The sequence below is a fragment of the Streptomyces sp. NRRL S-378 genome, assembly GCF_000720645.1.
Taxonomy (GTDB): Bacteria; Actinomycetota; Actinomycetes; order Streptomycetales; family Streptomycetaceae; genus Streptomyces.
Genome location: NZ_JOBX01000019.1, coordinates 86,987 through 110,019, shown reverse-complemented (window position 1 = coordinate 110,019; position 23,033 = coordinate 86,987). Strand labels below are relative to the sequence as shown.

The following is a 23,033-nucleotide window of genomic DNA, read 5'->3' as shown; positions in this document are numbered from 1 at the left end:
CTCCCTCCTCGCCACCCGCCTCATCAGCCGCATCCGCACCACCCTCAAAGCCGAACTCCCCCTCCGCACCCTCTTCGAAGCCCCCACCGTCGCCACCCTCGTCGGCCAGCTGGACCGGGCGCCCGGTGGTACCCCCGGGGACTCCCTGGGCGTGCTGCTCCCGCTGCGCGCCGAAGGGGAGCTGGACCCGCTGTTCTGCATCCACCCGGCCATCGGGCTGAGCTGGGCGTACTCCGGCCTGCTGCGCCACCTGGATCCCCGCCGGCCCGTCTACGGTCTGCAGGCCCGCGGGTTCAGCGAGCCGGATGCTTCGGCACCCGGGCTCGAGGAGATGGTCGAGGACTACCTGCGAGAGATCCGTGGCGTCCGGCCTTCCGGCCCGTACTCCCTCCTCGGCTGGTCCTTCGGCGGCATCGTGGCGCACGCCGTCGCGGTCCGTCTGCAGGAGCAGGGCGAGGAAGTGTCCCTGCTCGCCATGATGGACAGCTACCTGCCGGCCGACGGCTGGGAGAGCGAGCGGCTGTCGTACGACGCTCCGGAGGTCCTGACAGCCATCGCCGAGTCCGTCGGCCACGACCCGGCCTCGCCCGAGAGCCCACTGGCCGGGCTCGGCCCGGACGGACTCCACGCGCTGGTCAAGGTCTTCGTGGACATCGCCCACCTGAGCGACCGCATCAACGCCGGCACGTTCAAGGGCGACATCCTCTTCTTCGCGGCGACCGCCGACAAGGCGGTCGGTGACCCCACTCCCGATGTCTGGTCCCCGCATACGAGCGGCCGGGTCGAAGTGCACGCCATCGACTGTGCGCACGGGGCCATGACCGAGCCCGGCCCACTGTCCGAAATAGGACGGATATTGGCCGCGAAGGCGGCTGCCGTCCCGCACAGCCGTCCATAGGAAAACCCTTCTTAGGAGAAAACCGTTGACGATCACCACAGCTGAGAAGGCGCCACAGGCGCCCATGAGCAGCAACTTCAACAAGGTGTGGGTGGGCAAGATCGCCTCGTCGCTCGGCGACGGCATCCAGCTGGCCGCACTGCCCCTTCTGGCGATTCAACTGACCAGTGACCCCCTGCTCATCGGTGCCGTCGGCGCCGTGGGCACCCTGCCGTGGTTCCTGCTGGGGCTGCCGGCCGGAGCCCTGGTGGACCGGTGGAACCGCAAGACGGTGATGCTGCGTGCGGACCTGTTCCGGCTCGCCGTCATCTCCCTCCTCACGGTCGCCGTACTGACCGATCACGCGAACATCCCCCTGCTGATCGTGGCGGGCTTCGCCCTTGGCTGCGGCGACATCTTCTTCGACATCGCCGCACAGGCCGTCCTGCCGGTGGTCGCCCCCGGGGAACAGGAACTCATCCGGGCCAACAGCCGCATGTCAGCGGCCGAGATCAACGGCGAACAGCTCGCGGGTCCCTCGCTCGGCGGTGTGCTCTTCTCCCTGTCGAACTCCCTGCCCTTCCTCGGGAACGCCCTCTCCTTCCTGGTCAGCGCCGTCTGCGTGGGTTCGCTGAAGGGTGACTTCGCGAACGCCCCGACCGAGCAGCCGGCCCGCCGGAACCTCCGCGCCGAGGTCGCGGAGGGGCTGCGCTGGCTGCTCGGGCACCGGGTCCTGCGCACCCTGTCCGCCACCGCCGCCGTCGGCAACTTCGTCTTCACCGCCCAGATGTCGCTGCTGGTCCTGCTGGCCAAGGAGCAGCTCGGCCTCGGTGAGATCGGCTACGGCCTGCTCCTGAGCTCCACCGCGGTGGGCGCCCTGATCGGCAGCCTGGTGGCTTCCCCGATCGCCAAGAAGGTCCCCGTGGGCACCATGCGCGGGGTCGGCATGACCCTCGAAGGACTGGCAATCGTCGGGCAGGGCCTCACGGGGAGCCCCTGGATCGCCGGGGCGATGATGGCGGTCATCGGCTTCTCGATGAGCGTCCAGATCGTCGTCGTCGGATCTCTGCGGCAGCGTCTCGCGCCGGCGGCGATCCGTGGCCGGGTGCTCTCCGCCAGCCGCCTGATCTCCCTCGTGGGCGCCCCCTTCGGCGGTGTTCTCGGCGGCTACCTCGCCAGCGAGGCGGGTGTGCGGGCGCCGTTCGTCGTAGGCGGCCTCCTGATGGTCCTGGTGGCCCTGGTCACCATGCCCGCGCTCAGCAACCGCTCCATCGAGAGGGCGACCGCCGAAGCCACCGCCGGGGCGAAGCCGGCGGAAGAGCCCACCGACACCCCGTCGGTGCAGGGCGAGTCGAAGTAGTCACGGGATCGCCGGTCCCCCAGCCGAACGAGGATGTATGAACACCAGCGGAGTGGAACTCATGGCCGCCGATCTGAGCACGGATCGACTGCACGCGGCGCTCGGGGATCCGGCGCTCGCCTCCATGAACTTCCTGAACGAGGTGGCCGGCCGGTTCCCGGAAGCGATATCGCTCGCCCCCGGCCGCCCCAGTGAGGACTACTACGACGTCGAGGACCTGCACCGATATCTGCGGAGGTTCTGCGACCACCTGGCGGCCGAGAAGGGTGCGGACGCGGCCTCCGTGCGCCGCACCCTGTTCCAGTACGGCCGGGCCAAAGGCCTCATCAACGATCTGCTCGCCCGGCACCTCGCCCGCGACGAGGGCCTCGACGTCGACCCCGAGTCGGTCGTCGTCACGGTCGGCTGCCAGGAGGCCATGGTGGTGGCGCTCCGGGCCCTCCGCACCGACGAGCACGATGTCGTCCTGACGGTGTCACCGGGCTACGTCGGGCTGACCGGCGCCGCACGGATGGTGGACATGCCCGTGTGGCCCGTCCGGGAGGACGAAGGCGGAATCGACCTCGGCGACCTGGTCGACCAGCTGGAGGCGGTGCGCGCCGCGGGCAAGCGGCCGCGTGCCTTCTACCTCGTCCCCGACTTCGCCAACCCCTCCGGGGCGCGCCTGGACCTGGCGGCCCGGCACGAACTGCTCGCCATCGCGGCCCAGTACGACCTGCTCATCCTGGAGGACAACCCGTACGGCCTGTTCCAGGCCGTGGACGGAGAACGCCTGCCGACGCTGAAGGCCCTTGACACCGGACGGCGGGTCCTCTACCTCGGCTCGCTCTCCAAGACGTGCTTTCCCGGCGCCAGGATCGGCTTCGTCGTCGCGGACCAGCGCGTCCTCGCGCCGGACGGGGGCATCACGCTCCTCGCGGACGAACTGTCCAAGATCAAGAGCATGCTCACCGTGAACACCCCGCCGGTGGCCCAGGCCATCGCGGGAGGAAAGCTGCTGGAGCACGACTGCAGTCTGGTCGAGGCCAACGCCCGCGAGATCCTGCTCTACCGCCGGAACCTGCACCTCGTGCTGGACGGGCTGGCCCGCAGGTTTCCGCACGGCGAGGACCACGGCGTCTCCTGGAACACGCCCTCCGGCGGATTCTTCGTGGTCGTCACCGTGCCGTTCGCCGCCGACGACGCCGCGCTGGAATACGGGGCCGACAAGTACGGGGTCCTGTGGACACCGATGAGCCACTTCTACGGCGGCCGGGGCGGGGAGAACCAGCTGCGCCTGTCCGTGAGTGTGGTGTCCCCGGAGGAGATCGAAGCAGGGCTGGATCGTCTCGCGATGCTCATCGCCGATCTTTCCGGCACGGAAATGCCCGCCGAAACATCCGCGCTCTGATAGCGCATTCCGAAAATCCAGGAGCTTTTCATGTCTCGTAGCGGCGCATTCGCCGACGATCTCAATACCGTGGACCTCACGGACCCGAACACGTTCCTGCGCACCGACATCGAGGAATTCTGGCGGCGGGCCCGGGAAGAGCAGCCCCTGTACCTGCATCCCGCCACGGAGCGCGGAACGGAATTCTGGGTCGTGTCCCGCTACGCGGACGTGATGGCCGTCCTGCAGGACTCCGAGCGATTCAGCTCGAAGCCCGGGAACATGATGTCGTCCCTGCACAAGGCCGGCGGGGATCCGGCGGCCGGCAAGATCCTGGCGCTGACCGACGCGCCCCGCCACAACGCCATGCGCACGATCCTGCTCAGGGCGTTCAGCCCCCGTACCCGCAAGGCCGTGACGGACAAACTGCAGCAGCGGGTCGACGACCTCATCGGTCGTGCCATCGAGTCCGGCACGGGCACCTTCGACTTCGCCAGGGACGTCGCGGAGCGGATCCCCATGGGAATGATCTGCGACCTCCTCGGCTTCCCCGCCGAGGACCACCCGTACCTGCTCGACCTGAGCGTCAAGGCGCTCAGCACGGACGAGGACGGGCTGAGCGAGGAGGACGTCTGGCTGTCCCGCAACGAACTGCTGGTCTACTGCCAGGAGATCATCGAGGCCCGCCGTGAGGACCCGCAGGACGACCTGATCAGCGCGATGGCCACCTGCCGGATCGACGGGGAGCCGATGACCGACGACGAGGTGGTCGTCAACTGCTACGGGTTCATCCTGGCGGGCGACCACACCAGCCGTCTGGCCATGGCCGGCGCCGTGCACGCCTTCGCCCGGTACCCCGAGCAGTGGCGGGCGCTGAAGGAAGGCCGCATCCCGGTCGCCGGGGCGGTGGAAGAGGTCCTGCGCTGGACCACGCCGCCCATGCACACCGGCCGGACCGCAACGGCCGACGTCACCCTGCACGGCCGGAGGATCCGGGCAGGTGACCACGTCATCGCGTGGAACTCCTCCGCCAACCGCGACGAGCGCGCCTTCCGGGACCCGCAGGTCCTCGACTTGGCACGCACGCCCAACAAGCACCTGGCCTTCGGGGCCGGGCGGCACTTCTGCTTCGGCTCCTACCTCGCGCGCGCCGAGATCACCGCCGTACTGAAGTCCCTTTGCGACCGGGCGGAACGGATCGAGCTCGCGGACGAACCCACCCCGCTCCGCTCGACCTTCCTCCGCGGGTTCAGCAGCCTGCCGGTCACGCTCGTACCTGGCACGAAGGAGTCCGCGAAGTGACCGGGACCGACATCCAGACCGGCCGTGCGACCGTCCCGCCCCTGCACCTGCTGAAGGCGGAGCACCTCCCCGTCTCGCGGAGCACCATCAGCGGCATGATGAACCAGCGCGTCGCGGACGCCCTGCGGACGGTCATCGGCATATCCCCGCAGGACTCCGACCGGCAGGCGCTGGCCGCCGTCGACTCCGCCCTGGGCCGCCTGTCCGTGCCGGTCGGTGCCTCCGGCTACACCGACGAGGAGCGGAAGTCCCTGCCGGAAGACCTGTACGAGGAACACGACCGGTTCTTCGGCGCGGTCCGGGTCACCGGGAACCCGGTGGAGACCTTCACCTACACCGTGCTCGAAGCCCTCCGCAGCCAGCTCGGCGACGCCCTGTCCGTCGGGATCAGCCTCAACGGCGGAGAACGGGCCGAACTGCGCGAGGCGTTCTGGACCACCTTCGGCGCGCTGTGGCGGACAGGAGTGGTCGGCACGCCGTTCGAGCACGCGGCGCGGGTCCTGACGCCGGGCCCGGGCGCCGGGCCCGAGGAGGCGGAAGGCGATCCCCTGGTCCGCTGGTGCCTGGGCCACCAGGTGTTCTTCGCGCTCATCCAGGCCCTGATCGTGACAGTCGGCTGCCTCAGGGAGTCCTTGGAGGACGACCCGGACGACGTGGAGGGCGCCTGCCGGCTGCTGGAGGACGCCACCATCCTGATGGTGGGGTCCGGCGCCTCCATGCGGTACGCGGGCGACTTCACCCGCTCCCACTACGCGGACGCGGTGCGGCCCGCGATGATGCCCCCGTACATCAACGCCAAGTTCAGCGGTCTTCAGGTGCGCGACCACCGGGTCCTGCTCAAGCTGATCAACCGGCTGAAGCCGCTGCTCGTGGAGCCCGATCCGGCAGTGGACAAGTCCTACCGGATCCTGCTCGACGCGATGTCGACGGCGTACGACGCGCACATCGACGTCTGCTCCAGGTTCGGCGGTGACCGCGAGTCGAGTCTCCGTACGCCCGGCTCCAAGGTGCCCGCGGTGGAGATCCTCGAACGGTTCCGCACCCGGCGGATCGGCGCCGCCACGCCGGCCTGTCCGATGGGGCACTCAGGTGGCCCGCGTGTGGAGCCGCGTGGCTGAGCGGTGGGGCCCCGGGTCCTTCCGCCCGCGCCGGAGGAGGACGGCGGCGGCGTTCCGGGCCTGCCGGAGCGGGAGGTTGCGCCGCTCCGGGACGCCGGGGCGGGGGACCGTGATCGGCCGGGCGGCGAACCGCGGAAAACGGCTGTGCGCCGCCCGGCCGGCGGTGGTCGACGACCACCTGGCCGAGCGGCGCACAGCCGCAGCGAAGGGTTCTGACAAGGGGGGCATGGGGAGGGGCCACAGCCTGCGGGGCGGGGGTCCGGTCTCCTGCGGGAACGTCAACTAGGCCTCCCTGTGGGGCTCTGGAGTCAAGTCCAGAGCGGAGCACTCGACGACGCTCCAGCCGTGCAGGGCGCCCGCGCGCTTCACGGCGCGGTCGAGCAATCGCCTGGTCTGGGCGGCCGCCCTCTGCTGGTCGTGTGCCAGGACGAAGGCCATCAGGCCGAAACGGCCGGCCTCGTCGTCGACGACCGTGAGGTGCTCCAGGCGGTCCTGCGGTTCGGCCGCCGCCCACAGGACCTCCTCCACAACCACCTCTGCAGGAGGCTTCCCGCCGCCGGGGGCCGGAGTCATGCGGATGAGTACAGCAAGCACGGCGTGGCTCCTCGGGGTCACGGACCCCAGCTGAAGGTGTCGGACGGGCCGGTCACGGTCACCGCGGAAGCCGTGGCGGGACGGGTTGCGGAGCTCGGGGCGGCGGCGAAGACTCCGGCCAGCATAGCCAGGGCACAGAGAGCGAAGACGACAAAACGGCTGTTCCCAGACATGGTGCTGCTCCTCGGAAGGGGGGTGGCTGATTCCCGCCCGTCCGGGCCCCGTTGGGCGCCGTCGACCGGGCGATGACCAGAGCTTGTCCGCCCGCACCCCCTCGCCGTAAGGACCTGGGGCTGGCATGATCCGCGCTGTCACCATGGTGCAAACCCGAAAGCCCACCGAAAGGGACTGACCTCGGCGTTCTCCCACTTGGCAGCGTCGTGCCTGGCCGCGAGATGCCACTCCGCAGCCGGCCGGAGGACATGTCACCATTCCGGACATACACCAGATGTCAGCAAAACCGGCTGAAGGCGCGGGGGCATACCGCTCCAGGGTTCGCGAACCCATATCTTCCGAGCCCCCTATACGGAGGGTTCGACTGCCACTTCGTCAAGGAGTACACGCGGCGAGCACGACTCCAATCGTGCCCCTCAATAGGAAATCAAGTTATGCTCACCCCCGACACCGACCGGACCTTCGGTGTCCGACTGACCTCGGGGGAGTGCAGGACGATGTGTGTAGCGTGCAGAAAAACAGGGGGGACGTTCGCGGACAGGCCATCTGTAGGCGTCCGCACACCCTTTACCGCCGGCTCGCCTCTTGCCGGCCTGCTGCGGCCACGTGGAATCGCGGAACATCGCATACCCCCGATCCCCGTCGTCACCGCACCCGCACGAAAGAGGTGAAGGCATGCTCGAAGCACTCGGCCTGGAGCCCGCCGCAGAAGTCGTATACCGCTCGCTCCTGGACTCCCCCGAGCTGGGGGTCGAAGAGCTCTGCGAACGTTCGGGACTCACCGAGAAGGCCGTCCGGACGACCCTGGACCAGCTTGCCCGCCTGCATCTCCTGCGGCCCGCCGGGCCTGGGGCGGAGGGCCTGCGCCCGGTCGACCCGGGGGTGAGCCTCAGCGCCCTGCATGCCCGCCAGACCGCGACCCTGACCCGGCACCAGAAACAACTCGAAGAGGCCAAGGAATCCATCGCCGCACTGGCCGCCGAGTACGGCAGCTCACGCCGCGAATACCTGCCCGAGGTGGCCGAATGCCTCGACGGCATCGACGCGGTCCGCGACCGGCTGGCAGAACTGGCGGAGAACACCGCGAAGGAATGCCTCTCCTTCGTCATCGGCGGCGCCCAGCGCCCCGAGGACATGTCCGCCGCCAAGGGGCCCGACGAACTGGCCTTGGAGCGCGGCGTCTCCGTGCGCTCCATCTACCAGGACAGTCTGCGCAACGACGCGGCGACCACCGGCTACGTACGGTGGCTGACATCGCTCGGCAGTGAGACCCGTACCGTCCCCGTACTGCCCATGCGCATGATCATCGTGGACCGGAAGGTCGCCGTCGTCCCGCTGGAGCCGGGCAGCCCCCTCAAGGGGGCCCTGGTCCTGCACAGCCCGGGTGCCGTCACGGCCCTCGTGATGCTCTTCGAAGAGGTGTGGAAGAACGGCACCCCGTGGGGCGTTCCGCTGCCGAAGGACCACCGCGGCCTCGGCCCCCAGGAGCGCGAACTGCTGCGGCTGCTCGCCGAGGGCTGCACCGACGAGGTCGCCGCCCGCCACCTCGCCGTCTCGGTGCGCACGGTCCGTCGGCTCGCCGCCGACCTGATGACCCGCCTGAACGCCCACAGCCGGTTCGAGGCCGGCGTGCTCGCCGCCCGCGAGGGATGGGTGTGACCACCGGTGCCCCCTCGGCCCCCGGGGCACTCGTCCGTGTCCGGCCGCGCCCCGTCCTCGCCCTGACCGCCTGACGGAGGACCGGGGGTACCGCCGCTGCGGCAGCCGTGGACCCGCTGCCACGCACGCTCCCCGACGGCACTGCCTCGCCGGGCGGCCCGTTCGGCCTCCCGCACCGAGTGAAGCCCCGGGCGGGAGACGGCCATGCGTACGGGACGGGCGCGGGCGCGGCAGTCAGTCGCACAGCGCCGGGATGATGTGCCGGCCGTACGCGTCGATCGTCGCCTCCTTCGCGTCGTGCATGTCGTAGACGGCGAACTGGTCGACGCCCAGGTCCCGCAGGGCGCGGAGCTTGTCGACGTGCGCCTCGGCCGGGCCCAGCAGACAGAAGCGGTCGACGATCTCGTCGGGGACGAAGTCGGTGGAGGGGTTCCCGGCGCGGCCGTGGTGGCTGTAGTCGTAGCCCTGGCGGGCCTTGACGTACTCGGTGAGCTCCTCCGGGACCATCGAGGAGTGCTCACCGTAGCGGGATACCAGGTCAGCGACGTGGTTGCCGACCATCCCGCCGAACCAGCGGCACTGATCGCGGGCGTGGGCCAGGGCCTGCGGGGAGTCGTCCGCCGTGACGTACGCCGGGGCGGCCACGCAGAGGGTGATCGCGTCCGGGTCGCGGCCGGCCTCGGTGGCCGCCTCGCGGACCGCGTGGATCATCCATTCGGTGAGGTAGGGGTCGGCGAGCTGGAGGATGAAGCCGTCGGCCTTCTGCCCCGCCAGGGCGAGGGCCTTCGGGCCGTACGCGGCCATCCAGACGGGCAGCTTCCCGTCCTTGATCCAGGGGATGCGGATGGGGTTGCCCTCGACGGACGCCTCGCGGCCCTCGGCGAGGTCGCGGATGACGTCCATCGCCTCGCCGAGCCGGGCCAGGGTGTTGGGTGCGCGGCCCGCGACGCGCATCGCGGAGTCGCCGCGCCCGATCCCGCAGACGGTGCGGTTGCCGTACATGTCGTTGAGGGTGGCGAAGGTGGAGGCGGTGACCTCCCAGGTGCGGGTGCCCGGGTTGGTGACCATCGGGCCGACGTGCAGTTTCTGCGTGTTGGCCAGGATCTGGCTGTAGATGACGAACGGCTCCTGCCACAGCACGGCGGAGTCGAAGGTCCAGCCGTAGCGGAAGCCGTTGCGCTCGGCGCGCTTCATGAGGCTGATGACCTGGGAGGCGGGCGGGTCGGTCTGCAGGACGAGGCCGAAGTCCATGGGGCGGCTCCTTGACGCTCTTTACAGGTACTGGCAGGTGGAGCGGTGGACGAAGGCCCCGTGGCCGGCCCGGCCGGTGTACTCGCGCCGGTCGATGACGAGTTCGCCGCGCGAGAGCACGGTGTCGACGCGTCCGGTGATCCGCTTGCCCTCGTACGCCGAGTAGTCCACGTTCATGTGGTGCGTCTCGGCGGAGATGACCTGCTCGGCGTGCGGATCGTAGAGGACGATGTCGGCATCGGAACCGGGGGCGATGGTGCCCTTCTTCGGGTAGAGGCCGAACATCCGGGCCGGGGTCGCGCAGGCGATCTCGATCCAGCGGCGGCGGCTGATGTGGCCGTCCACCACGGCCTGGTGCAGGAGGTCCATGCGGTGCTCCACGCCCGGCAGCCCGTTGGGGATCTTCGAGAAGTCCCCGCGGCCGAGTTCCTTCTGGCCCCGGAAGCAGAAGGGGCAGTGGTCGGTGGAGACCACCTGGAGGTCGTTGGTCCGCAGCCCCCGCCACAGTGCGGCCTGGTGCTCGCGGGGCCGCAGCGGGGTGGAGCAGACGTACTTGGCGCCCTGGAAGTCCGGCTCCTCCAGGTTGTCGGTGGACAGGAACAGGTACTGCGGGCAGGTCTCCCCGAAGACGGGGAGCCCCTTGTCACGGGCGGCCGCGAGTTCTGCGACCGCCTCCTCCGCCGAGACGTGGACCACGTACAGCGGGGAGCCGGCGACCCGGGCGAGCTGGATGGCGCGGTGGGTGGCCTCCGCCTCCAGGAGCACCTTGCGGACCTCGCCGTGGTGGCGCGGGTCGGTCTCCCCGCGCGCCAGGGCCTGTTCGACGAGGACGTCGATCGCGATGCCGTTCTCGGCGTGCATCATGATCAGCCCGCCGTTGGAGGCGCCGCGCTGCATCGCGCGCAGGATCTGGCCGTCGTCGCTGTAGAAGACGCCCGGGTAGGCCATGAACAGCTTGAAGGAGGTGACGCCCTCCCCCACGAGGAGGTCCATCTCCTTCAGGGTGCCCTCGTTGACGTCCGAGAGGATCATGTGGAAGGCGTAGTCGACGGCGCAGTTGCCGTCGGCCTTGGCGTACCAGGTGTCGAGTCCTTCGCGCAGGGAGTGGCCCACGCTCTGCACCGCGAAGTCGACGATGGTGGTCGTGCCGCCCCAGGCGGCGGCTCGGGTGCCCGTCTCGAAGGTGTCCGAGGCGGAGGTCCCGCCGAAGGGCAGCTCCATGTGGGTGTGCGCGTCGACGCCGCCCGGGATGACGTACTTCCCGGAGGCGTCGATCGTGCGGTCGGCCGTCCAGGCGCCGGCGGCCGCGGAGCCGTGCGCGGCGAGCGCGGCCACGCGGCCGTCCTCGATCAGGACGTCCGCGTGCAGTTCGTCGGCGGCGGTGACGACCAGACCGCCGCTGATCAGAGTGCGGTTGCTCATGGGAGGTTCCCCCTACTCCACGCTGCGCAGGGCCTGTTCGAGGATCGAGGCGCCCTCTTCCGCCTCGGCGACGGTGAGGGAGAGCGGCGGCGCGATGCGCAGCACGCTGGTGTTGTGACCGCCGCCCTTGCCGAGCAGCAGGCCGCCTTCGCGGGCGGCCTCCAGGACGGCGGAGGCGGCGTCCGGGTCGGCCTGGTCGGTGCCGGGCCTGGTCAGTTCGATGCCGGCCATCAGGCCCCGGCCGCGGACCTCCCGGACGGCGGGGACGGTGGCGGCGATACCGCGCAGCCGCTCCAGGAGCAGGCCGCCGACGCGGCGGGCGTTGCCCTGGAGGTCGTGCTCCAGGAGGTAGCCGAGGTTGGCGGCGCCGGCCGCCATGGTGACCGGGGAACCGCCGAAGGTGGAGATGGAGTTGGAGTCGAGGCAGTTCATCACCTCGGCGCGGGCGACGACGCCGCCGATGGACATGCCGTTGCCGATGCCCTTGGCGAAGGTGAGGATGTCCGGCGGGCCGTTCTGGGCGTGGGCCTGCCAGCCCCAGAAGTGGTCGCCGGTGCGGCCCCAGCCGGTCTGCACCTCGTCGCTGATCCACAGGATGCCGTGGCGGTCGAGGACCTCGCGGAAGGCGCCGTACAGGCCGTCGGGCGGGGAGGTGAAGCCGCCGACGCCCTGGATCGGCTCCGCGATCAGGGCGGCCACTCCCCCGCGGGCCTGGCCCAGTACGTCCTCGAGGTCCGCGACGGCCGCGGCGGTGAAGGCGGTGTCGTCGAGGTGGGCGAAGGGGCCCCGGGTGCGGACCGCGCCGTGGACGTAGTACGTCTGCAGCGGGGACAGGCTGGTCGGGGACCAGCCCCGGTTGCCGGTGACGGAGACGGTGGAGAAGGACCGGCCGTGGTAGCTGTTGCGCATCGCCAGGATCTGGTTGGAGCGGCGGTACGTCGTCGCGAGCAGCAGGGCGGTGTCGTTGGCCTCGGTGCCGGAGGTGGTGAAGAAGACGCGGGCGTCGGGGATGCCGGACAGGGCGGCCACCCGCTCGGCCAGCTCGATCATCGGCCGGTTGAGGTACAGGGTGGAGGAGTGGATGATCCGTCCGGCCTGCTCGGAGACGGCCTTGGTGACCTCGGGCAGGGCGTGGGCGGTCATGGTGGTGAGGATGCCGCCGAAGAAGTCGAGGTAGCGGTTGCCGTCGGCGTCCCAGACGTGGCGTCCTTCGCCGTGGGTGAGCTCGATGGGGTTCTGGTAGTAGAGCGCGAGCCAGTCGGGCAGGACGGTGCGGTGGCGGTTGCGGAGCGGGGTGGGGTCGGTCACGGCTGTACGAGCCCTCCGTAGGCGTCGGGGCGGCGGTCGCGGTAGAAGGCCCACTGGTCGCGGACCTCCTTGATGAGGTCGAAGTCGAGGTCGCGGACGAGGAGTTCCTCGTCCTTGTCGCTGGCGACGTCCCCGACGAACTGGCCGCGCGGGTCGACGAAGTAGCTGGTGCCGTAGAAGTCGTTGTCGCCGTACTCCTCCTGGCCGATGCGGTTGATCGCGGCGACGAAGTACTCGTTGGCGACGGCCGCGGCGGGCTGTTCCAGCTGCCAGAGGTGGGCGGAGAGGCCGCGGTGGGTGGCGGAGGGGTTGTAGACCAGCTGGGCGCCGGCCAGGCCGAGTTGGCGCCAGCCCTCGGGGAAGTGGCGGTCGTAGCAGATGTAGACGCCGATCCGGCCGACGGCGGTGTCGAAGACGGGCCAGCCGAGGTTGCCCGGGCGGAAGTAGTACTTCTCCCAGAAGCCCTTGACCTGCGGGATGTGGTGCTTGCGGTACTTGCCGAGGTAGGTGCCGTCGGCGTCGATGACGGCGGCCGTGTTGTAGTAGAAGCCCGCGCTCTCCAGCTCGAAGACCGGGACGACGATCACCATGCCGGTCTCGCGGGCGAGGTCCTGCATGCGGCGGACGGTCGGGCCGTCGGGGACGGCCTCGGCCCAGCGGTAGTGCTCGGGCTCCTGGACCTGGCAGAAGTAGGGGGCGTTGAACACCTCCTGGAAGCCGATGACCTTCGCGCCCTCGGCGGCGGCCCGGCGGGCGTACTCCTCGTGCTTGGCGATCATCGATTCGGTGTCTCCGGTCCAGGTGGCCTGGACCAGCGCGGCGCGGACGACTTGGGCCATGAGCTGCTCCTTGCGACGGGAACGCCGGTTCTACGCACGTAGACGGAGTGCGTAGGGAGTAGAACGTAGGCCTCGTCACTGCGCGGGGCAAGACCGCCTTGCACAGTTGGAGTAGTCGGTCACGTTACGTCGCTGGGCGGTCGTTTGCGGTCAGCAGACGGGACTTTGACGACATGAACCCGGGAGCATCCGCGCCCCCTCAGGGGGTGACGATGCCGGCCACGCGGAGGGCGTGGACGAGGTCCCGGTGGCGGGCCCCGGGGAGTAAGCCGGCCACGCGGAGCAGCAGCGGGGCGAGCCACTGGGGGTCGTGCCGGGCCAGGGCGGCGGCCTCCTCGGCGGTACGGACCCGTACGAAGGCTCCGAGCAGGGCTTCGGCCTCACGGGTGCGGCCGGCCGTGCCGAGGGCGAGGGCCGCGTCGGCGACCTCGGCGGCGGGGCGGGCCACGCCCTGCCGCAACAGGGCGTCGCGATCGGCCTCCCGGCCGGCGTCACCGAGGGCGGCGGCGGCCGCAGCGAGCCGGTCGGGTGGCAGGGAGGCCGCCTCCCACAGCAGCGTCGTCCAGTCGGCGGCCAGGCCGGCGCGGGTCAGCTCGGCGGCCAGGTGGGGCAGCTGCCCGGCGGGCCAGGCCGCGGCCTGGCAGAGCAGGGCGTGTGCCTCCCCGCTGCGGCCCTGCGCGCGCAGCGCGATCAGCTCGGCGGCGACGGCCCGCGGCGAGCCGGTCGGCAACGCGGGCGCGGGCGCGGGTACGGGTACGGGCGTCGGTGCGGGTACGGTCGCCCGCTCGGGCCGCGGCCGGCCGAACCGGGCGCCACGCGGGGCGCCAAGGGCTTCCGGGCTCCCGGGCCCGCCGGGAGCCTCGGCGTCCGGGTGGCCCGGGGGCGGTGTGAAGGCCGGGGCCTCGGGAGCCGCCGACCCGGCGTACCGGGCGCCCCCGGCCCGCCGCGTCCCGCGCAACCACCGCCCCTCGGCCCGCCCGACGGGCTGCAGCACACCCGCCTCCCGGCCCGGGGCGCCGTCATCGTCCGCGGAGGGCGGTTCCGCAGCGCGAGCCTGGCCCCCGCCCTCCCCCGGCGCCTGCCCGGGCACACGCGGAGCGCCGCCGTCGGCCGGGCTCCCGGCCCAGGGGCCACCCCACGACACAGGCCCCGGCCCAGCATCCGGCTGCGCGGGTGCGCCGGGCCGGGGCCGGGCCTCCGTGCGCGGGTCCGCCCAGGCCCGGGCCGCGCTCTGCGCCGCCACCTCGGCCGCCGCCTGCGCGGGTGCGCCGGGGCGGGGCTGGGCCTCCGGGGGCTGGACCGCCTGCGTCGGGGCCGTCGACCGGGGCCCCGCTTCGGTCGCCGGCCGCGCAGGTGGGCCGGGGTGAGGGGTGGAGTGCAGGGCGGTGAGGCGGGCCGCCAGGTCTTCGTGGCGGGCCGCGGCGCGGGCCATGTCGTCCTGGGCCCAGGACAACTCCCTGGTCAGGGCTTCGGTCTCGGCCCGGTCGGCGGTCCCGCCGAGCCGGGCGGTCAGGCGGCGCAGGGCCTCCTCCGACTCGGCCCGCTGTGCGGCCGCAGCCGCCAGCAGGGTCCGCAGTTCGTCCGCACCCCCCGGGAGCCGGTCCCACACGGCCACGGCCGCCGCCCGCAGCCTCGCCGCGTATCCGGTCTCCCGCGCCGCGAGCTCCGCGCCGCCCGACCCCGCCAGGTCCCTCAGCAGGGATTCCACCACGTCCCACGGAGGTATCGCCGCCCCGTTCAGGCAGGCCCGCATGCCCTCCGGGTCCCGGCGCAGGAACTCCCCGTACCAGCCTGCCCCGGCATCCAGCCTCTGCGTCAATCCCCGCAAATATCCGGAGAGTTGACTGATCGCCAGTGAAGTCGCGGTCTCCATGACCGCATTGGACCCCACCCGTGTTACGGGCGGGCTACGGGAATCTCAAAGCTTGACGGCGATCGCGGTGTGCGGCCGCTTCCCGCGCCGCACCAGAGCGGCGGGCACGTCCACCATCCAGAACTGCCAGGTGTACTTGCGCGACATCAGCCTGCGCACCCGGCGCAGGCCCTCCTCGTCGAGCAGCCGGGCCCGCCCCTCGACCACGGGCGCCCCTTCCTCGACGCGCCCCCGCACGTCGCACGGGGCGACGGTGACCCGCCCGTCGTTGCGGATGCGCTTGACCTTCCAGGAGTCGCTGCGCGTCCAGACGTACAGCTCACCCCCGTCGGCGACCGCCCACACCGGGGTCGCCACGGCCGTGCCGTCCTTGCGGAAGGTGGTGAGGCTGACGTACCGCGCGCTGCCGAGCTCCTGGAGACCCATACCCGGACCCTAGCGTGACGGGGCGGCGTCCGCGCCGTCCGGGTCAACGGCTCCCTGGCGGGCCCGTCCGTCCGCTTCGCGGAGGGGACCGGGCCGGTCGTCGGGCAGGGTGCAGGCCGCCAGCAGCAGGCCTCCCGCGAGGAGGGCGCCGGCGGCTGCGAATCCGAGTCGTTTGGCTGCGTCCGTGGCTGACACGCCTTCACGCCTGCCCCGCACGCGGCAAGTCCCACCGCCGATTGGTCCGTTCGGCCTCGACTCCCGCCCGAACGGCACGACGGGCCGCCCCGCCGTCGGCAGCGGGGCCTCAGGCCGGCACGGCCGCGCAGCGCCTGAGCAGCTCGTCCAGCGAGAGCCCGAGCGCCTCGGCGAGGGCGGCGACCGTGAAGAAGGCGGGCGTGGGCGCCCGGCCGGTCTCGATCTTGCGCAGGGTCTCGGCGGAGAGCCCGGCCCCGGCCGCGACCTCGACCATGCTGCGGGCGCCGCGGGCCTCGCGCAGCAGGGCGCCGAGGCGCTCGCCGCGCTCGCGCTCTTCGGGGGTGAGAGGGGTACGGACCATGGGCCCATCCTACCCGGACGGCCAATAGTTATCCCGGTAAAGTAATCCCGTTACAGTTATACCGGTATAGTTATTGGCATGGTGGAACTGAAGACAGCACCCGAGATCGAGAAGATGCGCGCCGCGGGCCGGATCGTCGCCCGCACCCTGGCCGCCGTACGGAGGGCCGCACACGTCGGCACGGCGCTGTCGGAGCTGGACGGGGTGGCCCGCGAGGTGCTCCGCGGCGCCGGCGCGACCTCACCCTTCCTCGGCTACCGGCCGCGGTTCGCGCCGGTGCCCTTCCCCGCAGTGGTGTGCGCCTCCGTCAACGACGCGATCGTGCACGGCATCCCCGACGGCTACCGGCTGCACGACGGCGACCTCGTCAGCATCGACTGCGGGGCGAAGCTCGGCGGCTGGGTCGGGGACGCCGCGGTCAGCTTCACCGTCGGCCGTGCCCGTCCCGAGGACCTGCGGCTGATCGAGACGTCCGAGGCGGCCCTCGCGGCAGGCATCGCCGCCGCCGTGCCGGGCAACCGGATCGGGGACATCGCCCACGCCGTCGGCACGGTCTGCCGCGCGGCCGGGTACGGCGTGCCCGACGGCTTCGGCGGCCACGGGATCGGCCGCAGCATGCACGAGGACCCCGGCGTGCCGAACGAGGGCCCGCCGGGGCGCGGCATGAAGCTGCGCCCCGGCATGGTCCTCGCCATCGAGCCGATGCTGATCGCGGGCGGTACGGACGACTACCGGTGCGACGGCGACGGCTGGACCCTGCGCACCGTCGACGGCACCCGCGCCGCCCACTCGGAGCACACGGTCGCGGTGACCGCCCGCGGTCCGCGGGTCCTCACCGCGTCCTGAGTTCCGCCGGGGGGGGGTGCGCCGGTCGGACCCCGCGAGCCCGGCAGGACCGACGACCCGCCCCCTACGGCCTGCCGTGCGGGTGGACGACCATCGCCGAACCGCCGCCGCGCCGGGAGGTCTCGGCCGCCGCCAGCCACCGGCCGTCGGGCAGCCGCTGGACGCCGGTGGCGGCGCCGATCTCCGGGTTCTGCCGGAAGCCGTGGCCCAGGGCCTCCAGCCGGGCGCGCAGCGGGCTGTTCCACAGGCCCGGTTCCAGCTCGGTGGTGGTCTGGTTGCGCTGGCTGGCCCGCGGCGCGGCGATCGCGTCGACCAGCGGCAGGCCCCGGTCCAGGTGGCCGGTGAGGGTCTGCAGGACGGTGGTGATGATGGTGGCTCCGCCGGGCGAGCCGACCGCGAGCACCGGCCGGCCGTCGTCGAGCACGATCGTCGGGGACATGGACGAGCGCGGGCGCTTGCCGGGGCCCGGCAGGTTCGGGTCCGGGACCCCCGGCGCCGCCGGGGCGAAGGAGAAGTCGGTGAGCTCGTTGTTGAGGAGGAAGCCGCGGCCGGGGACGGTGATGGCGCTGCCGCCGGTGGACTCGATGGTGAGGGTGTAGGAGACGACGTTGCCCCAGCGGTCGGCGACCGTCAGATGCGTGGTGTTCTCCCCCTCGTACGTGGTCGGCGCGGCCTGTCCGGTGGTGGCGCAGGGGACCGGGTGGCGCGGGTCGCCGGGGGCCAGCGGGCTGGTCAGGGCCCGGTCCGGCTCGATCAGGCAGGCGCGGGAGTCGGCGAACCGCTGGGAGAGCAGTGCTCGCGTCGGTACGTCCACGGCGGCCGGGTCGCCGACCCAGCGGCCGCGGTCGGCGAACGAGATCCGGGAGGCCTCGATGAAGTGGTGCAGGTACTGCGTCTCGGACAGCTTCGAGAGGTCGGTCCGTTCCAGGATGTTCAGGGCCTCGCCGACCGTGGTGCCGCCGGACGAGGAGGGCGCCATGCTGTAGACGTCCAGGCCGCGGTAGCCCACCCGGGTGGGTTCCTGCCGCTTGGTGCCGTACGCGCGCAGGTCACCGGCGGTCAGGTCGCCGGGCCGGACCCGGCGGGTGGCGGCGGGGTCCACCGGGGGCGTGCGGACCGTGCGGACGATGTCCTCGGCGATGGGGCCCCGGTAGAGGGCGCCGGTTCCCTTGCGGGCGAGTTCGGCGTAGGTGTCCGCGAGGTCGGGGTTCTTGAAGGTGGAGCCGACGACCGGCAGGGAACCGCCGGGCAGGAACAGCTTCGAGGTGTCGGGGAAGTCCCTGAAGCGGGCCTCGTTGAGCTCGGTCTGGGCCCGGAAGGTGGCGTCGACCGTGAAACCGTCGCGGGCCAGCTTCTCGGCGGGCCGCAGGAGTTGGCGCAGCGGGCGGCTGCCCCAGGCGTCGAGGGCGCTCTTCCAGGTGGCGGGGGTGCCGGGGACGCCGACGCCGAGGCCGCTGGTCTGGCCCTCCGCGAAGGGGATCGGCTGCCCGTTCTCCTGGAACAGGGTCTCGGTGGCCGTGGCCGGTGCGGTCTCCCGGCCGTCGATGGTGTGCACCCGGTGCGAGCGGGCGTCGTAGTAGACGAAGTAGCCGCCGCCTCCGATGCCCGCCGAGTAGGGCTCGGTGACCCCGAGGGCCGCGGCGGTGGCGACGGCCGCGTCCACGGCGTTGCCACCGGAGCGCAGCACGGCGATCCCGGCGGCCGAGGCGTCCGCGTCGACGCTGGCGACGGCGCCGCCGTAGCCGGCGGCGACCGGCACCTTCGCCGGCGGGGCGGGGGCCGCCGCGGCGGGCGGGGCGACGCCGGTCGTCACGAGTGCGGCGGCGACGGTCAGCAGCGGTAACGTGCGGGCGACGGCGGGACGGTGCATCCGGACCTCCATTGGCAGCGTGGGCCGAGCCTAGCGCCGGGCCCGTCGCCCCGTCAGGGCGTCTGCCGGGGCGCGCCGTCGAGCGGTGCCCCGTCCGGCGGGGCGCGCCGCCGGACGGGCGGCAGGGGCACCGGAGGGCGCAAGGGGCACCGGGCCGGTGAACCCCGCCGCCGGCACCGCTAGCATCCCGCGCATGAACGACGACGTGCGCAACATCGTGCTCGGGGTGATAGCCACCGCCGTCAGCGGCGGGTTCGGCTGGTTCTCCCGGACCTATCTCTGGCGGCGCGCGCTCCGCCGCAAGCAGGCGTTCTTCGGGCTGCCGACGGGCTCCGACTGCCTGTTCGTGGTCAACCGGCAGATGGGTGGAAAGGATTCCTCACTGCACCGCAACGACGCCTTCGCCCTGCTGGAGATCTCCGCCCTGATCAAGGACTGCGGGGCGAACATCCAGATCGTCACGCACGACACCGCCCGTCAGGGCTTCGGCGACCGGGCCGAGTTCTGCGTCGGCGGGCCCACGTCCAACGCCCGCACCACGGCGCACCTCGCCTCCATGCTGCCGGGCATCACCGTCAACATCGACTCCGAGCAGCACGAGGACCGGGGAGCGATCCAGGTGGGCGGCGAGACCTACCGGTGGCGCAAGGGGCTGGAGGAGCACGTGGTACTGGCCCGGCTGGCGGGCGGGGAGGGTGGCCGGCCGGTGTTCCTGCTGTCCGGGCAGACCGCGGTCAGCAACCAGGCGGCCGCCCGGTACCTGAACCGGCACCACACGCAGCTGGCGCGCAAGTACGGGGTGGAGTCCTTCTGCCTGGTGCTGAAGGTCGTCAACTCCGACGCCTACGGGCCGGACGTGACCGAGCTGGTCGCTGACGTCACCCGGCCGGCCCGGACACCCGCATCGGCAGCCGCGTGATGCCGTTGATGAAGTTGGACACCAGCCGCCTCGGCGGGCCCGCGAGTTCCGGTACGGGCATGGCCGCGCACCACTCCTCGTAGAGGGTGCGCAGCTGGAGGCGGGCGAAGTGCGCGCCCAGGCAGACGTGCGGGCCGTCCCCGAAGGACACGTGCGGGTTGGGTGTGCGGCCGAGGTCCAGGCGGCCGGGGTCGGTGAAGACGCGCTCGTCGTGGTTGGCGGAGGCGTGGAGGACGACGACCTTGTCGCCGGCCCGGACCGGCTGCCCGGCCAGTTCGTGGTCGACGGCGGCGGTGCGCCGGAAGCTGAGGACCGGGGGGTGGACGCGCAGGAGTTCGTCGACGGCGCGGTCCACGGGGACGTCGCCCGTCGCGAGCCGGCGGTATGCGTCGGGGGCGCCGGCGAGGGCGAGCAGACCGCCGGGGGCGGCGCTGCGGACGGTGTCGTTGCCCGCGACGGTGAGCAGGAAGAAGAACATCTCGAGTTCGGCGGGATCCAGCCCGGCGGTGGCGAGGGCGGTCATCACGTCGTCGCCGGGGTGGTCGCGTTTGTGTGCGGCGAGTTCGCGGGCGTAGGCGAACATCTCGCCGAGCAGGGCCGGGGAGCGCGGGTTGAGGGGGGTGCCGTCGGGGCCGAGGAGTGGTGCGGGGGCGTCGTCGGGGTCCTGGTAGCCGATGACCCGTACGGTCCATTCGAGGAGCAGGGCCCGGTCGGCGGGCGGGACGCCGAGCAGGTCGGTGAGGTTGAGCAGGGCGTACTCGTCGGTGACGGTGCGGACGAGGTCGGCGGCGCCGTCGTCGGCCGCGTCCCGGGCGGCGGCGAGCAGCGTACGGGCGCGTTCGCGGACCCGTGCGGCGAAGGCGTCGACGCGGGCGGGGGTGAAGGCCCGGGCGACGAGCCGGCGCAGCCGGCCGTGCCCGGGGGGATCCTGGTTGAGCATGGTCCGGCGCAGGAAGGGCAGGTCGGCCGGGTCGGGGTCGCGGATCTGGGTGGCGCCCAGCCAGGAGGAGTACGTGCGGTGGTCGCGCAGGACGTGGACGACGTCGGCGTGCCGGGTGACGGCCCAGAAGCCGGGGCCGGCGGGCCAGCCGGCGATCTCGGGCTCCGGCTGCCAGGCGACGGGGTGCCGGTCGCGCAGCAGCCGGTAGCGCTCGTGGGGGACGCCGACGGCGTAGACGCGGGGGTCGAAGACGTCGGGGATGTCCGCGGCGTGGTCCATGCGGCCACCGTGACGGGTGGGCGGCCCCGCCCGCAAGGGTGAGGCCGCGGGCGGATGCGCGCCGCGTCAGCGCCGCGGGTTGCAGTCGGCGGCGGGGAGGGTGGTGTCGGTGCCCTGGATGGCGACCGGGGTGAGGGTGTCGGGCACGGCGGAGACGCCGAAGGTGCACACCAGCTGCTTGCGGGCCAGGTCGGACAGGCCGGCGACGGGGAACGGCACACTGAGCGTGATCCCCTTGTCCGGCTGGTACGTGCTCACCGCCACCCTCTCCGAGTCGGCGCCGGACGCGGGCACCTGGGGCAGGGCCGTGGTGAGGCCGGCCGCCGAGGCCGCACCGGTGGGGCCGTCCAGCAGGATCCGCAGGAGCGGCACGGGCGCGAGCATGTAGTCGGTGCCGATCGAGAAGGGGACCGGGACGACCCGGTCGCCCTCCTTGGAGACGTAGTAGAGGGTGGCGGCGTTCTTGCTGCCGGGCACCTTGACGGTGGCGGCGTGGCCGCTCTCGATCACCCCGGTGCGTTTGATCCCGCATCCGGCGAGCAGCAGGGCGCAGCCCGTCAGGGTGGCGGCCGCAGCCGCCGCGCGGGATCTCGTCGTGCGCCCCGTCATGCGCGGGCCTCCAGCGGCATGTCGAGGGTGAAGAGGGCGCCGCCCGCCGGCCGGTTGGCCGCCCGGAGGGTGCCGCCGTGCAGGCGGACGTTCTCCAGGGTGATGGCGAGTCCGAGGCCGCTGCCCGCGGAGCGGGTGCGGGCCGCGTCGGCCTTGAAGAAGCGGTCGAAGATGTGCGGCAGCACCTCGGGGGCGATGCCGGGCCCGCTGTCGGCGACGTCGATGAGGAGCCGCTCGCCCACCGTGCCGGGTGCGGTCCGTACGGTCACGCGTACGGGGGCGCCGCCGTGCCGCAGGGCGTTGCCCACGAGGTTGGCGAGGACCACGTCGAAGCGGCGCGGGTCGAGCCGGGCGCGCACCCCGTCGGGCAGTTCGGTGACGACGCGTTCGTCGTCCCAGTGGCGTCGTTCGAGGGTCTTGCGGACGGCTTCGGCGATGTCCACGTCGTCGAGGTTGAGCTCGGCTGCCCGGGCGTCGAAGCGGGAGATCTCCATCAGGTCCTCGACGAGGACGGCGAGTTTGCCGGTCTCGGCGCTGACCAGGTGCAGGGCCTTGGCGGTGTCGGCGTCGAGGCGCGCGGCGTCCTCGTCGAGGACCTCGGTCACGGCGAGCATCCCGGCGAGCGGGGTGCGCAGTTCGTGGGAGACGTCGGAGGCGAAGCGGCGGGCGCGGGTCTCGGCCTCCTGGAGTTCGCGCACGGACTGTTCCAGGGCGCGGGCGGTCTCGTTGAAGGTGCGGGCCAGTCCGGCGAGTTCGTCGGCGCCCCGGACCTCGATGCGGGTGTCGAGGCGGCCGCGGCCGAGTTTCTGGGCGGCGCGGCGCATGTCGCGGACCGGTCGCAGCACGCTGCGGGCGGCCAGCAGTGCGGGGACGACCGCGATGGCCAGGCCCGGGACGGCGCCCTGCTGGGCGGCCTCGACCATGGCCTCGACGGTCTGCTTCTCGGTGGCGAGCGGGACGCTGGCGTAGAAGACGACCCCGGTGGATTCGGTGTATCCGTTGTGTTCGAAGACGGCGGGGACGCCGATGGTGAGCCAGGGGTTGCCGCGCTGGTCCTCGACGCGCTGGAAGGCGGCGTATTGGTTGCTGCGGACCCGGTCGCGCAGGCTGTCGGTGATCACGGTGGACGTGGGCGTGCCGGGGTTGGTGGAGACGCGTACGCCGCCGTACTCGCCGAAGATGATCCAGGGGTGGGGTTTGCCGCGTTTGCCGAGCTCGATGACGATGCGCTGGAGCTCCTGCTGTTCCAGGGGGAGGCGGATCTCCTGCTGCTCGACCTGGTCGCGCAGGGTGCTGACGGCGGTGTCCTGGGTCTGTTTGAGGATGGCGTTGCGGGCCTGCTGGTAGGTCAGGGCCGCGGTGGTTCCCGCGCTGATGGCGGCGACCAGGAGGAAGGCCGCTATCAGCCGGGTGCGCAGCCCGAGGGGTGCTATGCGTCGCAC

At 72.2% G+C, this 23,033-nt stretch carries 21 protein-coding genes; 8 read left to right on the top strand and 13 right to left on the bottom strand.

Annotation, left to right across the window (positions count from 1 at the left end; translation table 11 throughout):
* The 5 genes from IH80_RS0116575 to IH80_RS0116555 form a co-directional block, all read left to right on the top strand.
* On the top strand, positions 1 to 898 hold an 898-nt coding region (locus IH80_RS0116575; RefSeq protein WP_030961244.1), incomplete at its 5' end, for a thioesterase domain-containing protein.
* 64 nt (positions 899 to 962) lie between these two features.
* Positions 963 to 2,237 (top strand): MFS transporter, encoded by a 1,275-nt coding sequence (locus IH80_RS0116570; RefSeq protein ID WP_030961243.1) that lies wholly within the window; start codon positions 963 to 965, stop codon positions 2,235 to 2,237.
* Between the two features lie 37 nt (positions 2,238 to 2,274).
* Positions 2,275 to 3,627 carry a PLP-dependent aminotransferase family protein gene (locus tag IH80_RS0116565; RefSeq protein ID WP_199819268.1) on the top strand — a complete coding sequence of 451 codons (1,353 nt, stop codon included), beginning with the start codon at positions 2,275 to 2,277 and terminating at the stop codon, positions 3,625 to 3,627.
* A gap of 30 nt (positions 3,628 to 3,657) precedes the next feature.
* Positions 3,658 to 4,908, top strand: a complete 1,251-nt coding sequence (locus IH80_RS0116560; RefSeq protein ID WP_030961240.1) for a cytochrome P450 — start codon at positions 3,658 to 3,660, stop codon at positions 4,906 to 4,908.
* Complete coding sequence (locus IH80_RS0116555; protein WP_030961239.1) at positions 4,905 to 6,026, top strand: hypothetical protein; 1,122 nt, start codon at positions 4,905 to 4,907, stop codon at positions 6,024 to 6,026. Before IH80_RS0116560 ends, IH80_RS0116555 begins: the two co-directional genes overlap by 4 nt.
* Before the next feature lie 282 nt (positions 6,027 to 6,308).
* Here IH80_RS0116555 and IH80_RS0116550 read toward each other — a convergent pair whose 3' ends face one another.
* On the bottom strand, positions 6,309 to 6,620 hold the full coding sequence (locus IH80_RS0116550; protein ID WP_030961238.1) for a hypothetical protein: 312 nt from the start codon (positions 6,618 to 6,620) through the stop codon (positions 6,309 to 6,311).
* An 849-nt stretch (positions 6,621 to 7,469) separates the two neighbouring features.
* On the opposite strand from IH80_RS0116550, the gene IH80_RS0116545 reads away from it, so the two are divergent.
* Entirely contained in the window at positions 7,470 to 8,453 is a 984-nt protein-coding gene (locus tag IH80_RS0116545) for a helix-turn-helix transcriptional regulator (protein WP_030961235.1), read from the top strand.
* 234 nt (positions 8,454 to 8,687) lie between these two features.
* On the opposite strand, the gene IH80_RS0116540 is transcribed toward IH80_RS0116545, so the two are convergent.
* The 8 genes from IH80_RS0116540 to IH80_RS0116505 all read right to left on the bottom strand — a co-directional run bounded on the left by IH80_RS0116540 (position 8,688) and on the right by IH80_RS0116505 (position 16,128).
* Positions 8,688 to 9,704, bottom strand: coding sequence for a TIGR03842 family LLM class F420-dependent oxidoreductase (locus tag IH80_RS0116540; RefSeq protein WP_030961234.1), 1,017 nt, complete (start codon positions 9,702 to 9,704; stop codon positions 8,688 to 8,690).
* A gap of 21 nt (positions 9,705 to 9,725) precedes the next feature.
* On the bottom strand, positions 9,726 to 11,126 hold the full coding sequence (gene hydA, locus IH80_RS0116535; RefSeq protein ID WP_030961233.1) for a dihydropyrimidinase: 1,401 nt from the start codon (positions 11,124 to 11,126) through the stop codon (positions 9,726 to 9,728).
* Positions 11,127 to 11,138: 12 nt separating this feature from the next.
* Positions 11,139 to 12,434, bottom strand: a complete 1,296-nt coding sequence (locus tag IH80_RS0116530; RefSeq protein ID WP_030961232.1) for an aspartate aminotransferase family protein — start codon at positions 12,432 to 12,434, stop codon at positions 11,139 to 11,141.
* A complete protein-coding gene (locus IH80_RS0116525) occupies positions 12,431 to 13,273 on the bottom strand; it encodes a nitrilase-related carbon-nitrogen hydrolase (RefSeq protein WP_030961231.1) in 843 nt (280 codons plus the stop codon). Before IH80_RS0116525 ends, IH80_RS0116530 begins: the two co-directional genes overlap by 4 nt.
* A gap of 199 nt (positions 13,274 to 13,472) precedes the next feature.
* Positions 13,473 to 15,092: a hypothetical protein gene (locus IH80_RS47145; protein ID WP_051809402.1), complete on the bottom strand. Its 1,620-nt coding sequence runs from the start codon at positions 15,090 to 15,092 to the stop codon at positions 13,473 to 13,475.
* Between the two features lie 99 nt (positions 15,093 to 15,191).
* Positions 15,192 to 15,572, bottom strand: a complete 381-nt coding sequence (locus tag IH80_RS0116515) for a PPOX class F420-dependent oxidoreductase (protein WP_030961228.1) — start codon at positions 15,570 to 15,572, stop codon at positions 15,192 to 15,194.
* Positions 15,573 to 15,581: 9 nt separating this feature from the next.
* Positions 15,582 to 15,767 carry a hypothetical protein gene (locus tag IH80_RS0116510; protein ID WP_030961227.1) on the bottom strand — a complete coding sequence of 62 codons (186 nt, stop codon included), beginning with the start codon at positions 15,765 to 15,767 and terminating at the stop codon, positions 15,582 to 15,584.
* Between the two features lie 109 nt (positions 15,768 to 15,876).
* Entirely contained in the window at positions 15,877 to 16,128 is a 252-nt protein-coding gene (locus tag IH80_RS0116505; RefSeq protein ID WP_030961226.1) for a helix-turn-helix domain-containing protein, read from the bottom strand.
* 78 nt (positions 16,129 to 16,206) lie between these two features.
* On the opposite strand from IH80_RS0116505, the gene map reads away from it, so the two are divergent.
* Complete coding sequence (gene map / locus IH80_RS0116500; RefSeq protein WP_030961224.1) at positions 16,207 to 16,974, top strand: type I methionyl aminopeptidase; 768 nt, start codon at positions 16,207 to 16,209, stop codon at positions 16,972 to 16,974.
* Positions 16,975 to 17,038: 64 nt separating this feature from the next.
* On the opposite strand, the gene ggt is transcribed toward map, so the two are convergent.
* The gene (gene ggt / locus IH80_RS0116495) at positions 17,039 to 18,844 is read right to left on the bottom strand and encodes a gamma-glutamyltransferase (protein WP_030961222.1); all 1,806 of its coding nucleotides are present in this window, start codon (positions 18,842 to 18,844) and stop codon (positions 17,039 to 17,041) included.
* Between the two features lie 193 nt (positions 18,845 to 19,037).
* Here ggt and IH80_RS0116490 point away from each other — a divergent pair, with 193 nt between their 5' ends.
* The gene (locus IH80_RS0116490; RefSeq protein ID WP_030961221.1) at positions 19,038 to 19,763 is read left to right on the top strand and encodes a hypothetical protein; all 726 of its coding nucleotides are present in this window, start codon (positions 19,038 to 19,040) and stop codon (positions 19,761 to 19,763) included.
* On the opposite strand, the gene IH80_RS0116485 is transcribed toward IH80_RS0116490, so the two are convergent.
* From IH80_RS0116485 to IH80_RS0116475, 3 genes are all read right to left on the bottom strand, one after another.
* Entirely contained in the window at positions 19,723 to 20,982 is a 1,260-nt protein-coding gene (locus tag IH80_RS0116485) for a cytochrome P450 (RefSeq protein ID WP_030961220.1), read from the bottom strand. The two genes, IH80_RS0116490 and IH80_RS0116485, sit on opposite strands and share 41 nt — an antisense overlap.
* A gap of 66 nt (positions 20,983 to 21,048) precedes the next feature.
* On the bottom strand, positions 21,049 to 21,591 hold the full coding sequence (locus IH80_RS0116480) for a hypothetical protein (protein ID WP_030961218.1): 543 nt from the start codon (positions 21,589 to 21,591) through the stop codon (positions 21,049 to 21,051).
* Positions 21,588 to 23,033 (bottom strand): sensor histidine kinase, encoded by a 1,446-nt coding sequence (locus IH80_RS0116475; protein WP_030961216.1) that lies wholly within the window; start codon positions 23,031 to 23,033, stop codon positions 21,588 to 21,590. The genes IH80_RS0116480 and IH80_RS0116475 overlap by 4 nt, the downstream gene beginning before the upstream one ends.